The 15,333-nt window shown below is 74.4% G+C and carries 11 protein-coding genes; 6 read left to right on the top strand and 5 right to left on the bottom strand.

The genetic code is table 11. The annotated features are described in order from the left end of the window. Nucleotides 1–19 precede the first annotated feature (19 nt). Complete coding sequence (locus tag RB614_RS16745) at nucleotides 20–1,489, bottom strand: IucA/IucC family protein (protein WP_308713432.1); 1,470 nt, start codon at nucleotides 1,487–1,489, stop codon at nucleotides 20–22. 207 nt (nucleotides 1,490–1,696) lie between these two features. Here RB614_RS16745 and RB614_RS16750 point away from each other — a divergent pair, with 207 nt between their 5' ends. The 4 genes from RB614_RS16750 to RB614_RS16765 all read left to right on the top strand — a co-directional run bounded on the left by RB614_RS16750 (nucleotide 1,697) and on the right by RB614_RS16765 (nucleotide 6,955). Next, on the top strand, nucleotides 1,697–4,474 hold the full coding sequence (locus RB614_RS16750) for an Hsp70 family protein (RefSeq protein ID WP_308713433.1): 2,778 nt from the start codon (nucleotides 1,697–1,699) through the stop codon (nucleotides 4,472–4,474). Between the two features lie 218 nt (nucleotides 4,475–4,692). Then, the gene (locus RB614_RS16755) at nucleotides 4,693–5,562 is read left to right on the top strand and encodes a phytanoyl-CoA dioxygenase family protein (protein ID WP_308713434.1); all 870 of its coding nucleotides are present in this window, start codon (nucleotides 4,693–4,695) and stop codon (nucleotides 5,560–5,562) included. Nucleotides 5,563–5,769: 207 nt separating this feature from the next. Further along, complete coding sequence (locus RB614_RS16760) at nucleotides 5,770–6,483, top strand: hypothetical protein (protein ID WP_308713435.1); 714 nt, start codon at nucleotides 5,770–5,772, stop codon at nucleotides 6,481–6,483. Nucleotides 6,484–6,496: 13 nt separating this feature from the next. After that, complete coding sequence (locus tag RB614_RS16765; RefSeq protein WP_308713436.1) at nucleotides 6,497–6,955, top strand: pyridoxamine 5'-phosphate oxidase family protein; 459 nt, start codon at nucleotides 6,497–6,499, stop codon at nucleotides 6,953–6,955. A 453-nt stretch (nucleotides 6,956–7,408) separates the two neighbouring features. On the opposite strand, the gene cydB is transcribed toward RB614_RS16765, so the two are convergent. Both cydB and RB614_RS16775 read right to left on the bottom strand, forming a co-directional pair. After that, nucleotides 7,409–8,404: a cytochrome d ubiquinol oxidase subunit II gene (gene cydB / locus RB614_RS16770; protein ID WP_308713437.1), complete on the bottom strand. Its 996-nt coding sequence runs from the start codon at nucleotides 8,402–8,404 to the stop codon at nucleotides 7,409–7,411. After that, a complete protein-coding gene (locus RB614_RS16775; protein WP_308713438.1) occupies nucleotides 8,404–9,765 on the bottom strand; it encodes a cytochrome ubiquinol oxidase subunit I in 1,362 nt (453 codons plus the stop codon). The genes cydB and RB614_RS16775 overlap by 1 nt, the downstream gene beginning before the upstream one ends. Nucleotides 9,766–9,840: 75 nt before the next feature. On the opposite strand from RB614_RS16775, the gene RB614_RS16780 reads away from it, so the two are divergent. Then, nucleotides 9,841–10,506, top strand: a complete 666-nt coding sequence (locus tag RB614_RS16780) for a lysophospholipid acyltransferase family protein (protein WP_308713439.1) — start codon at nucleotides 9,841–9,843, stop codon at nucleotides 10,504–10,506. 68 nt (nucleotides 10,507–10,574) lie between these two features. On the opposite strand, the gene RB614_RS16785 is transcribed toward RB614_RS16780, so the two are convergent. Continuing rightward, the gene (locus RB614_RS16785; protein WP_308713440.1) at nucleotides 10,575–11,099 is read right to left on the bottom strand and encodes a LuxR family transcriptional regulator; all 525 of its coding nucleotides are present in this window, start codon (nucleotides 11,097–11,099) and stop codon (nucleotides 10,575–10,577) included. Nucleotides 11,100–11,166: 67 nt separating this feature from the next. Then, nucleotides 11,167–13,608, bottom strand: coding sequence for a helix-turn-helix transcriptional regulator (locus RB614_RS16790; protein WP_308713441.1), 2,442 nt, complete (start codon nucleotides 13,606–13,608; stop codon nucleotides 11,167–11,169). Between the two features lie 157 nt (nucleotides 13,609–13,765). Between RB614_RS16790 and RB614_RS16795 the strand changes: the two genes are divergently transcribed. Next, nucleotides 13,766–15,268 carry a dynamin family protein gene (locus RB614_RS16795; protein WP_308713442.1) on the top strand — a complete coding sequence of 501 codons (1,503 nt, stop codon included), beginning with the start codon at nucleotides 13,766–13,768 and terminating at the stop codon, nucleotides 15,266–15,268. Nucleotides 15,269–15,333: the final 65 nt, after the last annotated feature.

The following is a 15,333-nucleotide window of genomic DNA, read 5'->3' on the forward strand; positions in this document are numbered from 1 at the left end:
CTTAACCTCTGCCATTGGGTTAACCAGCCATCGGGTTGGGGAGAGGCGCCCACACGTCGGTGAGTGGGTCGGTGGCCAGTCGCATCGCGGTGGTCGCCTTGACCGGCAGCGGGCCGTCGCGCAGCTCGGGGCGGGCGGCCCGGCTCCACAGTAGCGCCGGCGTGATCCCGTAGGCGCGGGAGAAGGCGGCCACCTGCTCGGCGAGCGCGCCGCTGACCGCGGCGGCCAGGAGCTTGGCGCGCAGGTCCCGCGGGTCGTCGGTGACCAGGTCGCCGAGGAGCGGCGGCGCCTCCAGGCCGTGGGCGCGCAGGGTGGCCGGGCTGATCCGCACGCCGCCGAAGTCCCGGTACACCAGCCGGGTCGGGTGGCCGTCGCGGAGCACGACGAGGCTGTTCTGGCCGTGGGCTTCCAGGGCGACGCCGCGGCGCAGCAGGTGCAGCAGCGGGTCGAGCAGCACGCCGGCGAGGGCGGTGAAGAAGCCGAGCGGGTCGGGCAGCGGGTGGCCGGCGCGCACCGCGGCGGCGAGCGCGGCGAGCGGGACGGCGACCTCCCCGGCGGCCAGGCGGGGGGCGCGGCGGCGCAGGTAGGCCAGGCTCCGGGACGGCTCCCCGTCGACCAGGACGGCGCCGGCCCGCTCCTCGGCCAGCACTTCGAGGCCGGGCGTGGCGAGGGCGCGTAGCAGCGCGGTCACCGCCGGCCCGTTGCGCACCGCGGCTGGCGACACGGTCCGCACCGCGGAGGTCATCCGCACGTCCACCGCCGTCTTCACCTGGTCGAAACCCCCCACCGGCGCCATCGTGCGCAGGCTCATCAGGGGCCGCGCCGGCACGCGTCCCACCGGCAGCAGCCACGGGTACGCGTCGAGCACGTGCTCGGCCTGCCAGGGGTGGACCAGCAGCAGGGGCGGACCGTCGCCCCACCACCGGGCCGGCGGCACCCGCACCACGTGCAGCCGGACGACCGGGCGGTGCTCGGGCGCGTAGCGGAGCACCTCCAGTGTGGACATGCCCAGGCGGGTGCGGCAGCAGGGGTGCAGGGGGTGTCCGTCCACGACGGACTGTTCCAGCCGCGGGAGGGTGCCGGTGAGGGTGGGCTCCGGTTGGGGGGCGGTGCGGGCCAGGGCGAGGTTGGCGACGCTGTTGTCGACCTCGACGGCGAACCCGGGGTGGCCCAGCGCCCGGGCCAGCGTGCCCGGGTCGGTGTGCGGTGTGGTGCCGAGGCGCAGGGTGAGGCCGTCGGGTGCCGGCGCGTACGCCTCGGCCGCCTCCGCCGGCCCGGCCAGCGCCCCGGCGGAGGTGTGGACGGTGAGGCGGCCGCCGGCGCGTTCGCGGCGCAGGACGCCGGGGATCGGCTCGCGGGCGTACGCGCCCCAGAGGCGGGCGAGCACCGCGGCCCGGGCGCCGGGCAGCGCCCGCTCGAACGGGGTGACCAGGTCCGGCCGGTCGCGGCGGAGCGCGGCCAGGGTGGCGGCCGGGTCGGGGGCGTGCACCCGCCCATTCTTCGGGGTGCCGCCACCGCGTCCCGCTCCGGGGCTCCACCTAGCATCCTAGGACGCCTTACGGGTTGTGCCTACCGTCACAGGGCAGGCGAGAGGCTGATCACCGGCAACCTGAGGCGCACGGGTAGCATCCGGCGGCGGCGCGCTCGCGGGGGCGGTGGCGTGCCTTCCGCGGCGCGACAGGGGAGGAGCGTCGGCGTGGACGGATCGGTACGCCTCGCGGTGGACCTGGGTACGACGCACACGGTGGCGGTGGTGCGGCGGGGTGGGCAGGAGCCGCGGGCGCTGCTGTTCGACGGCACGCCGCTGCTGTCATCGGGTGTGTTCGTGGACGCGGAGGGCGGGCTACACACCGGCCGGGACGGCACCCGGCTGGGCGGTGCGTCGCCGGAGCGGTTCGAGCCGCATCCCAAGCGCCGGGTCGACGAGGGCACGGTGCTGCTCGGCGAGCACGAGGTGCCGGTGGAGCAGCTGCTCGCGGCGAGCCTGCGGCGGGTGGCGGACGAGGCCCGTACGGCCGGGGTGTCGCCGGCGGGCGGGACGGTGCTCACCTGCCCGGCGGACTGGGGGCAGCCGCGGCGCAACGTGCTGCGCGCGGCGGCGTGGCGGGCCGGGTTGGGTCAGGTGACGCTGCTGGACGAGCCGATCGCGGCGGCGACGTACTGCGTGCAGGTGCTCGGTCAGCAGGTGCCGCCGGGTGGCTGCCTCGGGGTGTTCGACTTCGGCGGCGGCACGTTCGACGTGGCGGTGGTGCGAAGGGAGCCGGCCGGGCTGCGGGTGCTGGCGACCGGTGGCCTGGACGACCTGGGCGGTCTGGACGTGGACTCGGCGTTGGTGGCGCACCTGGGTCAGTTGGTGGCGGTGCGGGATCCGGAGCTGTGGCGGCGGCTGGAGCAGCCGGCGGACGGGGAGCAGCGGCGCGAGCGGCAGGCGTTCTGGTCGGAGGTGCGGGCGGCGAAGGAGATGCTGTCGCGTTCGTCGACGGCGCCGGTGCACGTGCCGGGGCGGGTGGAGCCGATGCATCTGACCCGGGACGAGCTGGAGCGGGTCGGTGGTCCGCTGGTGGCGCGGGCGGTGGACGAGACGCGGCGGGTGTTGCAGCGGGCGGGTGTGGAGCCGGCGCAGCTGGCGGGTCTGTTGCTGGTGGGTGGTTCGAGCCGGATGCCGCTGGTGGCGAGCCGGTTGCACGCGCGGTTGGGGGTGGCGCCGTCGGTGCCGGAGCAGCCGGAGCTGCCGGTGGCGTACGGGGCGCTGGTGTACGCGATGGCGGCCGCCGCGGCCACGGGCCCGGTGACGGGTACGGCGGGTGGTGCGGCGTTTCCGGTGTCCGGCCCGTTCGGGTCGCCGGCGGGGCCGTATCCGGTGTCGTCGCCGTTCCCGGTGGGTGTGGTGTCGGCGCCGATTCCGGCGTCGCCGGCGCCGGTCTTTCCCGCGTCTGCGCCGCCGGGTGGCGGTCCGGGGATGATGGCGCCGCCGCGGCCGCCGATGGGCCCGCCGGTGGTGAGGCCGGCGCCGCGCAGGCGGCGGCCGGTGCGCCGGGCGGTGTTCGCGGGTGTGGTGTTCGTGCTGGTCGGTGCGTTGGTGGCCGGTGTGGTGCAGGGCGGCAGGTGGCTGCGGCGCACGATCGACGGCGCGGGTGACGGGTTGGGCAGCGGGTTGCAGTTCGGGCAGCCGGGTGGCACGGCGGCGGGTGGCAAGGGGGAGTTGGTGACGGCGGCCGCGGTGCCGCTGTCGCAGCCGGGTGCGGCGGCGGTGGCGGTCTCCGGGCAGGACGTGGTGGTGGCCGCGGTGGGCAGTGGTTTCACCGAGGTGAAGGCGTTGCCGAGCGGTGGGGGAGAGGCGCGCTGGACGACGCGGGTGCCGGTCGAGCCGGAGGGGGTGAAGCTGACCGCGGTCGGTGACCTGATCGTGGTCGACGGCGACAACTCGGCGACGGACGGCGGTGACGACGTGCGGGCGGTGCTGGCGGCCGCCGGCGGGAAGCTGTTGTGGCGCAACGTGTGGGAGGGGCGCGTCGATGTCGCGTATCTGGGCACCGATGTGGTGGTGGACGTGGACGACTCGTTCGACGGGCATCAGTTGCTGCGGGTGGATCTGCGTACCGGGCGGCAGAAGTGGAAGCGGGTGCCGGGTAGTGAGCAGACGCTGACGATCGACGACCATCGGGTGGAGCCGGTGCGGCAGTGGGTGGGGGTCAAGGGTGGGGTGCTGCCGGGGGTGGACGGGGTGCTGTACGACGCGCTGACCGCCGGTACGGATTCGGTGGTGGAGTTGGAGGAGGGCGAGGGGACCGGTGCGGTGGTGAACGCCGTGACCGGCAAGCCGCGCTCGACCGGGCCGCTGCCGCTGCGGGACGACTTCTGGACGGTGTTCGGCGGTCAGGTGGTCGGTGTGCAGAACGAGGCGGTGGGCAAGGCGCGGGATGTGCTGGCGGGGTACAAGCTGTCGGGCTTCGGGTTGGCCTGGTCGATGCCGTTGCCGGCGGGGCAGGAGGTGGAGCGGGTCAAGCCGTGCGGGCAGTTCCTGGTGTGCGCGGCGATCGAGGCGGGGGAGCAGAGCCGGGTGGTGGCGGTGGACGTGCGTAGTGGCGAGGAGGCGTGGAAGGCGCCGGTGGAGTCGGGGGACGACGCGGGCTGGTACGTGACGGCGGCGGGGCTGGTGTTGGGGGAGGCGACGTTCGCGGCGGTGACGGAGGGGAGTGTTCTGGCTCCGGACGGTAAGGTGTTGTGGCCGTTGCCGGACGGGGCGTCGGTGGAGGCTGTCCACGGTGGACGGATGGCGCTGCGGGCGGCGGGGCTGAAGGGCACGGACGTGGCGTGGCAGGTGTTCGTGGCGGACGCGGGTGACGGTAAGGCGACCAGGGCGGTGGAGGTGGGCGCGGATCCGCCGGAGCAGTTGGCGCTGGCTGGTGACGTGCTGGGTGTGGTGACCAAGGACCGCCGGGTGTTGGTGTTACGGGTTCAGAGCGTTGAGTGACGACGCCCGTCCGGTTTACCGGGCTTGTGGTGGTTGGTCCGTGGGGTTTCCGGCTAGATCGTCGCCTGGGGTCACCGACGTTTGGATGATGCGAGTACTGTTCCGGATCGTTGCCTGACCCCTCCGGCGATCCGCCGGGCTCTCGGGGCAACGCGGCGGCGGGGTCGCCCCGTCGTACGTGCAGCAGAAGTCTGTCCACGGGAGGAAAGGACCCCTTCGTGACCACCCCTGTCTCGGCCCGTCCCCATCCGGGCACCGCAATGACCGACGAGCAGCGCGCCAACTTCGAGCGGGACGGTTTCATCGTCGTGCCCGGCGTGCTCTCCGAGGACGAGGTCGCCCACTACGCGGCCGCCGTTGACCGGGTCTACGAGGAGCACGCCGCCGCCGGCAAGCTCGCCGCCGACCGGTCGCTGCACAAGCTCAACGCGGTCGGCAGCTGCAACGACCTGGCGCCGCTGCTGGACCACCCGAAGGTGTTCGGCCTGGTGTGGTCGATGCTCGGCTGGAACGTGCACGTGTACCACTCGCACCTGGACGTGCACCCGCCGCTGACCGAGAAGAAGCCGTTCCGGTTCGAGTGGCACCAGGACGGCGGGCGGCAAAACCGCGAGATCGAGTCGGACCCGCGCCCGCGGATGTCGGTGAAGATCGCGTACTGGCTGTCGGACGTGTCCCAGGCCGGCCGGGGCAACTTCCAGGTCGTGCCGGGCAGCCACCTCACCAACTGGATCGCCGGGCCGCCGCGCCGCGACGTGGAGTGGCCCAACCCGGAGGGCGCGATCGAGGTGACCGCCAACCCCGGTGACGCGGTCTTCTTCGACCGGCGGATCTGGCACGCCCGGTCCAACAACTACTCGCAGATCACCCGCAAGGGCGTCTTCTTCGGGTACACGTACCGGTGGGTGCACACCCGGGAGACGACCGACGACCTGCCGGGTCTGACGCCGGTGCAGCGGCAGCTGATCGGGCTCGAGGACGGCGACGGTGACCACGCGTGGGGTCACTACCCGGAGCAGGTCCCGCTGTACGGGCTGCTGAAGGAGAACGACCTGCTCGACCCGAAGCACCCGCCGCTCAAGCCGTAGCGGCGCGCGTCTTCGCCGGGCCCGGCTTCCCCGTGTGGGGGCGCCGGGCCTTTCGCTGGCCTCCGCCCGCGCTCTAGTTGACATAATGTGCATTATCGAACACCTGGGTATCCGTCCCTTGTGGCGTGTCGACCGCGTGTCGGTGGACGTTGTCGTACGGGGCTGGTAGGAAGCTGTCATCAAACACGTGTACGGAAGAGGTTCGTGATGGCACCCGCGCGCTCGGCCGTTCGAGGACTGTCCACCGACGACCTGCAGTCGATCCGCGACACGCTCGCCGCGGGCCGCAAGCCGCGGGTGATGTTCACCGAGGCGGCCGGTCAGATCGCCGGGCAGATCGGGCAGGTGTTGGAGCTCACCGACCCGGAGCTGTCCGACGATTGGGTGGTGGTGCGGTTCGGCAAGGACGAGCTGCCCTTCTCCCCCACCGATTTGATCATCCCGCCCAAGGGTGCCAAGGCGGCACCGGCGAAGAAGGCGGCGCCGCCGCCCGAGCCCGCCGCTCCCCAGCCAGAGCTGAAGATCACGAGGTCGCCGGTGCCGGCGCCGCGCGAGGAGGCGAAAGTGACCACTGTGGACGAAGCACCCGCGGCGGCGGCGGTCGAGAAGCCCGCCACGCGCAAGACGGCCAAGGCGGCGAAGCCGAAGGCCCCGCCCGGCCTGACCGTGACCCTCTCCTACACCGAGGGCGAGTGGACGGTCGCGGCGACGCAGGGCGCCAAGTCGCTGGCGAAGCCGTACGTGGTGCGCCCGTCCGAGGCGCTGAAGATGGTGGCGCTGGTCGACGTGCCCGGGGTGCAGGAGGCGGTGGAGCAGATCCTGGCGGTGGAGCGCAGCGAGGCCGAGCAGCAGGCCGAAAAGCTGCGGGCCGAGCTCGCCGAGATCGAGGCGCGGCTGGCCGAGCTCCGCGACGTCGGCTGAGAAGGGGGGCGCGGTGGCCAGGTGGGAGGAGTTCGAGGGCGAGGCGCCGGAGCTGGCGGCGGCGGTGCGTCGGCTGCTCGACGCGCACCGGCACAAGACGATCGCCACGCTGCGCCGGGACGGCGGGCCGCGGATCAGCGGCATCGAGACCGAGTTCCGCGACGGCGACCTGTGGTTCGGCAGCATGTGGATGGCCCGCAAGGCGGTCGACCTGCTCCGCGACCCGCGGTTCGCGCTGCACAGCGGCAGCGAGGACCCGCCGGAGGGTGACCCGTCCACCTGGTCCGGCGACGCCAAGCTGTCCGGGCGCGCGGTGGAGTCCGGCCATCCGCCCGCGGGCGGCGATGAGCGCAGTCACCTGTTCCGCGCCGACATCGACGAGGTGGTCTGGACGAGGGTCGGCACTCCCGCCGACCACCTGCTGATCGACCTGTGGCGCGCCGGCGAGGGCCTGCGCCGCTTCAAACGCTGACCCCGCCTCCCGCCCCTTGGTGGGTGGCGGCTGGGGTGAGTGGGCAGTGTCCCCGACACTGCCCACTGCCTCGTCTGCCGCCCGCGGGCGGTGTCGGCACTCGACCCCGCGCCGCGGTGTGGGCGCCAGCTGCGCGATCGGTCGGGCACGCGGGCTTGGTCACCGCCCGTCTGCGTTCGGGCCAGGCCGAGCGCAGACGCTGAGGCCCGCGCCAACTCCATGATCGATGGCGACACACCGGGTCAGCCCGGTGATCGTGGTCGTCCGGTGCCCTTCCAGGGGCACCGAACCACCACGATCTCCCAACCACAGCATCGACCTTGGGATCCACGGATCCCGTGGCGAATCACTGCCCCAGGCGGGGCGGCTTTTCGCCACGGACGCGCCGCGATCCCGACGGACGCGTCGCGATCCCAGATCAAGGGAGAGCCAGCGGCCCGCGCGCGATCGCCCTCAGTGGTAGCCGTTGTCGGCGGTGGTGACGCGTTTGCGGAAGACCCAGTAGGTCCAGCCCTGGTAGAGCAGCACGAGCGGCGCGAAGATGGCCGCCACCCAGGTCATCAGGCGCAGCGTGTACGGGGACGAGGCCGCGTTGGTCACGGTGAGGTCGCCGGTCGGGAGCGTGGATGGGAGCACGGCCGGATACAGGGCGGTGAAGAGGGTCACCACGAGCAGCCCGATCGTCAGGGCGGTCCCGACGAAGGCCCATCCTTCGCGGCGGGCGCGGTTGGCGGCCAGCGCCCCGCACAGGGTTGCCACCGACGCGGCGGCGGCGACGGCCGCGGCCGGTGCGGAGCGGGTCGTGAGGGTCCACACGGCGAACGCGGCCAGCGCGGCCAGGGCGAGCGGGCCGACCCGGGTGGCGGCGCGGGCGGCGCGGGCGCGGATCGGGGCCTCGGTCTTCAGGGCCAGGAAGACGGCGCCGTGGGTGACGAAGAGGCTGAGGGTCACCACGCCGCCGAGCAGGGCGTACGGGTGGAGCAGGTCGAGCAGGCCGCCGGTGTAGTCGCCGTCCGGGGCCAGGGGCAGGCCGCGGGCGATGTTGGCGAAGGCGACGCCCCACAGGAAGGCGGGTGCGGTGGAGCCGAAGACGATGGCGGCGTCCCAGCGGGCGCGCCAGGTGGGGTGGTCGCGCATGCCGCGGTACTCGAAGGCGACGCCGCGCAGGATGAGGGCGAGCAGGATGAGCAGCAGGGGCAGGTAGAGGGCGGAGAAGAGGGTGGCGTACCAGGCGGGGAACGCGGCGAACATGGCTCCGCCGGCGGTGATCACCCAGACCTCGTTGCCGTCCCAGACCGGGCCGATGGTGCCCAGGAGCATGCGGCGTTGGGGTTCGTCGCGGCCGAGGACGGGTAGTAGCGCGCCGACGCCGAAGTCGAAGCCTTCCAGGACGAAGTAGCCGGTGAAGAGGGCGGCGACGAGGACGAACCAGACGGTGGTGAGTTCCATCAGGCGTGCTCCAGGACGCGGTCGGGTGCGGCCGGCAGGCCGGCGCGCGCGTAGCGGACGAGCAGCCGCACCTCGATGATCGCGAGCGCGGCGTAGACGAGGGTGAAGGCGGTGAACGAGGTGAGGACCTCGGTGAGTGAGACGCTGCGGGAGACGCCGTCGCGGGTGAGCATCTCGCCGAAGACGAGCCAGGGTTGGCGGCCCATCTCGGTGAAGATCCAGCCGAAGATGTTGGCGGCGAGGGGTAGCAGCGGCAGGGCGAGGCTGGCGCGGGCGAGCCATCTGGAGGTGGGGGTGCGGCCGCGGCGCTGGGACCAGAGGGCGACGAGCGCGACGAGGGCGGCGAGCATGCCGAGGCCGATCATCAGGCGGAAGCTCCAGTAGGTGACCGGGATGACCGGGTTGTAGGTGCCGGGGCCGAACTGGGCGGCGTACTGGGCCTGCAGGTCGTCGATCCCCTCGACGCGGCCGTGGGTGTCGCCGGTGCCGAGCCAGGACAGCAGGTAGGGGATCTTGATGGCGAAGACCTCCTGGCCGCCGTCGAGGGTGCCGATGGTCAGGACGGAGAACGCGGCGGGCTGTTCGGTCTGGTAGAGGGCTTCGGCGGCGGCCATCTTCATCGGCTGTACCTCGGTCATGATCTTGCCTTGGGTGTCGCCGGTGACGGCGACGGCGGCCGCGGCGGCGAGGGTGACCCAGGCGCCGAGGCGCAGCGCGGGGCGGAAGGTCTCGGTGCCGTGCTTGACCAGGTGCCAGAGGGCGACGGCGGTCATCAGGGCGCCGGCGACCAGGAAGCAGCCGGCGAGGGTGTGCGGGAACGTGACGAGCGTGACCTTGTTGGTGAGCACGGCGCCGAAGTCGGTGAGGCGGGCGCGGCCGGCGGCGTCGACCTGGTAGCCGACCGGGTTCTGCATCCAGGAGTTGGCGGCGAGGATGAAGTAGGCGCTGGCGGTGGAGCCGGCGGCGGCGATCCAGATGCAGGCGAGGTGGAGGCGGCGCGGGAGGCGTTCCCAGCCGAAGATCCACAGGCCGAGGAAGGTGGATTCGAGGAAGAAGGCGAAGAGGGCTTCGATGGCGAGGGGTACGCCGAAGACGTCGCCGACGAAGCGGGAGTAGTCGCTCCAGTTCATCCCGAACTGGAACTCCTGCACGATGCCGGTGACCACGCCCATGGCGAAGTTGACCAGGAAGAGTTTGCCGTAGAACCTGGTCAGGCGCAGGTAGCGTTCGTCGCCGGTGCGTACCCAGATGGTCTGGAGCACCGCGACGAGCACGGACAGGCCGATCGTGAGGGGGACGAACAGGAAGTGGTAGACGGTGGTGACACCGAACTGCCAGCGGGCGACGTCGAGCGCGTCCATGCGAGACCTCCATCATTACTACGTCCCGTAGTAGATCGTAGTTCGTGGTGGCCCTTCCTCCTGGGGGTCGCCCGAGTGGCGCTCGTCCCATTCACCCGGCTGCGCGTGTCGGGCCAGGTGCCGGCCGGCCCGGTCATCCTGGCCGCCAACCACGTCAGCCCGATCGACCCGGCCGTGCTGATGGCCGCCTGCCGGGCGCGGGGCGTCGTGCCGACGTTCCTGGCGGACACGGCGGTGTTCCGGATGCGCACGATCGGCTGGATCATGCGGCGGGCCGGGCACGTCCCGGTGGCCCGCGGCACCGCGACGGTCACCGCGGCCCTGGCGCACGCGGCCGCCGCGGTCGAGGCCGGCGCCGTCGTGCTGGTCTACCCGGAGGGGCGCATCGGCCTGGACCCCGGCCTCTGGCCGGAGAAAGGCAAGACCGGCACCGCGCGGCTCGCGTCCATGACCGGCGCCGCCGTGGTCCCGGTCGCCCAGTGGGGTACGCACGAGGTGGTCCCCTACTCGGCACCCAGTGGAGCCGCCCGTGGCCTGCTGCGGGCGCTGCTGCGCCGCCCGGCGGTCCACGTCCGCTTCGGCGCCCCGATCCGCGTCACCGGCACCCCGCGGCAGGCCACCGAGCAGATCATGTCCGCGATCACGGAAACCCTGGCGCCGCTGCGCGAGGACGAACCCGACCGTCCCCGGCACACCGACCCCACCCGCCCGATCTCCACGGCCCGCTCCCCGCGCCGTTGATCAGGGAGTTGATGGGCGGGTCGGACGGCGGGTCACGCCACGACGTCCCTGATCGACAGCGAGCGGGGCTAGCCGCGCTGGCGCAGGTAGGCCAGCACCGCCTCGCGGGTGGTGCGGACGCCGAGCAGGTCGCGGGCCTGGGCGATCCTGCGGTTGGCGGTGCGCAGGGAAAGGAACTCGGCCGCGGCGGCGGCGGCGATCGTCTCACCGTTCGCCAGGCGCTCCAGCAGGGCCCGCTGCTCCGGCACGAGCTGGCCGACCAGGTCGTCGCCGTCCGGCTCGGGCTCGGCGTCCGGGTCGGCGTAGACCGGGCCGAGCCGCCCCAGGTCGGCCACCAGGGCCCGGCCCAGCTCCCCCGCCGGGTCGGTGATCGCCACGATCCCGGTGCCCCGGGCGGCGGCCAGCACGGCCAGGTGCGCGGTCTCGGTGTCCGGTACGCGCCCGAACAGCACCAGCCGCGCCTCGGCCATGTCCCACGCCGCCTCGGCCAGCGCGAAGCCCTCCCGGGTGTGCCAGCCGGAGCGGGCCAGGCGGCGCAGCACGCTGGTCGCGTCCGCCGAGGTCGGCACCACGTACCGCGGGGTGTCGCTCATGCCCGTCCTCGCTTCGCCGCGGGCGGGCATGAGGCTCCGGGCGCGCTGTGCCGGATGATTCGCCCGCTCATGTCAGCTGGCCCAGCCGGGCGGCCGCCTCGGTGCGGGTGCGCGCCCCCAGCTTGCGCATGCCCGAGCGGATGTGGGTCTCCACGGTCTCGCCGGAGATGCCGAGCTGCCCGGCGATGCGGCGGGTCGGTTCGCCGGCGGCGACCAGGCGCAGCACGTCCCGTTCCCGGTCGGTGAGGTCGGTGCCGGCGCGGGGGCCGCGCTGGTCGCGGCGGACCGCGTGGCGGCGCAGCGCCCGCCGGGCCCGGCCGAGCAGCACGACGAGGCCGGCCTGCTCGGCGAGGCGTTCGGCGGCCAGCAGCGGCGGCACGGCCAGCGCCGGGTCGGTCTCGTGCAGGCCCTGGGCGAGCAGGCAGCGGACCTCCTCCCGCACGGCCAGGTCGTGCCAGGCGGCCGCGGCCCGGTCGAAGCCGCCGGCGGCGGTCCACGCCGCCAGGGTGGCGGCGACCGCGGCGGCCCGGTCGACGGCGGCCTTGCCCGGCGGCGGGGCGAGCCCCAGGTCGGCGCAGGCCCACCGGGCGGTGATCTCGTGCAGCCCGGCCACGAGCGCGCCGGCCCGGCCCAGGTCGGCGTGGGCCGGGCGCAGCGCCAGGTCGGGCTGCCCGTCCAGCCAGGCCGCCTCGCGGCCGACCCAGTCGAGCAGGACGCTGGGCGCGGAGACGCCGGCCAGCCGGGAACGGGCCGGGGCGAGCAGCCCGCCGTCGGCCTCCACGAGGCTGGCGGCCGCCGTCGCGTACCCGCAGGCCAGGGCCGGCAGGGTGCGGTCGGTGAGGTCGCCGGCGCGGCGGACCACGTCGTCGGTCGCGGCGCCGCGCAGCGCCACGCACCACAGCTCGGCGGCGAGGAACCGGGTCTGCCAGCTGTAGGCGAGGTCGGCGGCGCAGGCCTGGGCGGCGCTGCCCGCCGCCTGCGCGGCCTCGGTGAGGCGGCCGTCGGCGGCGAGGGTCTCCACCAGCAGCCAGGCGCTCCACCTGGCGGCGAGCAGGTCACCGGCGGCGCCCGCGGCGGCGGTCGCCGAGGCCAGGCCGTACTCCCAGCCGTCGGCGCGGGCGTGGGCCCGGACGGCGGCGAGGGCGGCGCGCAGGCCGGCGTGCGCGGGCGGGTCGCCGTGCCGGTCGGCGATCCGGGCGGCCGCGGCGGTCGCCTCGGCCGGGTCTTCGGCGAGGCGGGCCAGCAGCAGGATCCGGTCGCGGGCGGCGACGACGTCGCGGGCCGCGCCGTCCGGGACCGGGGCGGCGGCGGCCCGGGCGGCGGCCACGTCACCGACCTGCAGCAGCGCCTCGGCGCGCAGCACGGCCGCGTCGACGCCGAGCGGCGGCCCGCCGGTCAGCGCCTTCACCGCCGCGCGGGGCCGTCCACAGGCGAGGGCGGCGGAGGCGGCGGCCACCCGCACCTGCGGGTCGGGGTCGACGCCGGGCAGGTCGCAGGCGAGCAGCAGCAGCTCGGCACGCTCGCCGGCGGTGGTCATCCGGCCGGCCGCGGCGACGGCCACCTGGTACGCGGCCGGCCCGTCCCCGGCCGCCGCGAGGTGCCGGGCGGCCTCCCGGGGCGGTACCAGGCCGGCCAGCCGCCGGTGCAGCGCCTGCCGCCCCGGCGGGTCGAGCAGCCCCGCGGCCACCTCGGCCAGGTAGGCGGAGACCGGGGCGAGCTCCTCGTCCACGGCGGTGACCAGGCCGGCCTCGAGCAGCTCCTCGACGCCGGCGCCGAGCACCGCGGCGGTGGCCGGGCGGCCGAGCAGCCCCAGCGCCGCCATCGCGGTGCGGGCCGGGCGGGTCAGGTCGGCCAGGGCGGCGGCCACCGCGTACTCCACCTGGGCGGCGTCCTCGGCCACGTCGGCGGTACCCCGGGAAGCGGCGTGGCGGGCGAGGGTCTCGACCGCGAGGGGCACCCCACCGGCGCGGGCGACGACGGCCGTGACCGCCGCCGGGTCCAGGCCTGGCGCGACCCGGCGGGCCAGGTCGGCGGCGTCCCGGGCGGGCAGCGGCGGCACCGCCAGCCAGCCGGCCGCGGCCGCCCGCAGCGCCGCCACGGTGGCCGGCGGGAGCCGGTGCGGGGTGCGCAGCGCGACCGCGACGCGGCAGTGCGCGGCGATCGCCGGCAGGGCCGATAGGGTGGCCGGGTCGGCCCACTGCAGGTCGTCGAGGAGCAGCAGCCCGCCCCGCACCCGGGAGCGGACCGCCTCGGCGAGCAGCGCCGGGTCGGCGGCCGGCAGCCGCACCCGCACCGCGCGGGCCAGGGCGAACGCCGGCACGGCCTGGAGCATCGCCAGCCCGCCACCGGCCAGGACCGGGCCGCGGAAGGCGGCGCCGAGCTGGGCGAGCACCGTGGAGCGTCCGCTGCCCGGCCCGCCGGCGACGACGACCAGCGCGGGCGCGGCCAGCAGCGCGGTCGCCTCCTCGACGAGGGCGCCGGGCGCCGTGGCGGCGGGCGCGTGACGCAACTGGAGCCTCCCGCGTCAGACCGTGGCACGAACATGGGATCCTGCGCCGGCAGGATATTCATAGTGTGGATCCGGCAGGAGGGACACCGACACGATGAGCGAGCACGACCGCTGGAACCACGCCATTGTCGCCGACCGTACCGCCGGCTGACGAGTCATGGGACCAGGTCCGCTCAGTGCCCGGGTGGCAGCGCTGTGTGACGACGTCGGCCCGCGGGTGGGTCCCGCGGCCCAGACGCAGGTACTCGGCGTGCGCAGACGGCTCGACGAACCCCTCCGGGTGGCCATCGCCGGACGACTGAAAGCCGGAAAGTCGACACTTGTGAACGCGCTCATCGGCCGAAGGGTCGCCCCCACCGAAGTCGGCGAATGCACCCGAATCGTGACCCAGTTCCGGTACGGGACCGCGGACCGGGTCGACGTGGTCCGCCGCGACGGCTCCCGCTCCAGCCTGCCGCTGGACGAGTCCGGGATGATCCCGCAGCGGCTCGGCGTGCCCCGCCACGACATCTCGTACGTGGACGTCACCCTCACCAGCGACCACCTGCGCGAGCTGACCGTCGTCGACACCCCGGGCCTCTCCTCCACCAACACCTCGGTGAGCGCGGGGGCACGGCGCTTCCTGTTCAACGAGGCACCCATCGACGACGACATCGACGACGACTCGGTCGGCGCGATCTCCGGCGCCGAGGCCATCATCTACGTGTTCACCCAGTCGGTCCGCGACGACGACCTGCAGGCCCTGGAGGCGTTCCGGTCCATCTCCGCCCGGCTGGCCTCCAACCCGATCAACTCGCTGGGCCTGTTCAACAAGGTGGACAAGCTCGTCGCCGGCGTCGCCGACCCGTGGCCGGTCGCCGGGCCGCTCGCCGCCGACCAGACCAAGGTGCTGCGCCGGGTCGTCTCCGACGTCGTACCCGTGGTCGGGCTGCTCGCCGAGACCACCGAGGCCGGCCGGCTCACCGCCGCCGACTGCGAGGCCCTGCGCTCGCTGGCCCAGCTGCCGGAGACCGAGCGGCTCGTCCTGATGGCCTCGGTCGACCTGTTCACCTCCCGCGACTGCAAGGTCCCCCGCGAGCAGCGCGAACGGCTGCTGCGCCTGCTCGACCTGTACGGGATCGGGTTCGCCATGGCCCAGCTCGCCGCCCGCCCCCAGCTGGCCTCCGGCGACCTGGTCCGGATGCTGTTCCAGGCCTCCGGTTTCCCGCGGCTGCGGCACACCCTCGACCAGGCGTTCCGGTGGCGCACCGACGCCATCAAGGCCGGGTGGGCGCTGTCCAGCCTGGAGAAGGTCGCCAGCCACACCGAACGCCCCAACGACCGCGAGCTGCTGCGCGACGCGATCGAACGGGTCCTGCAGCAGCCCGACTACCACCGGCTGCGGCTGCTGGAGGTCGCCCAGCTGGTCAGCACCGGGTCGGTCGAGCTGCCCGAGCCGATGGAGCAGGAACTGACCCGCCTGGCCCTGTCCAACGATCCACAGTGGATCCTCAACCTGCCCACCGCCGGCACCGAGCAGCTGGTCAAGGCCGCCCTCGACGCCGCCACCCGATGGCGGGTGTACGCGGTCGCCGGGGCCAGCCCGTCCCAGTCCCGGGTCGCCCTGGTCGCGCACCGCGGCTTCTACCTGCTCAGCCAGAAAGTCCGGGGTACGGCATGAGCGAGCGGAGCGAGCGAATCGTCAGATACAGCGCGTTCTATGGCTCGCGGCCGCCCGCAGCGAAG

It is taken from the genome of Phytohabitans maris (assembly GCF_031085175.1).
Taxonomy (GTDB): Bacteria; Actinomycetota; Actinomycetes; order Mycobacteriales; family Micromonosporaceae; genus Phytohabitans; species Phytohabitans maris.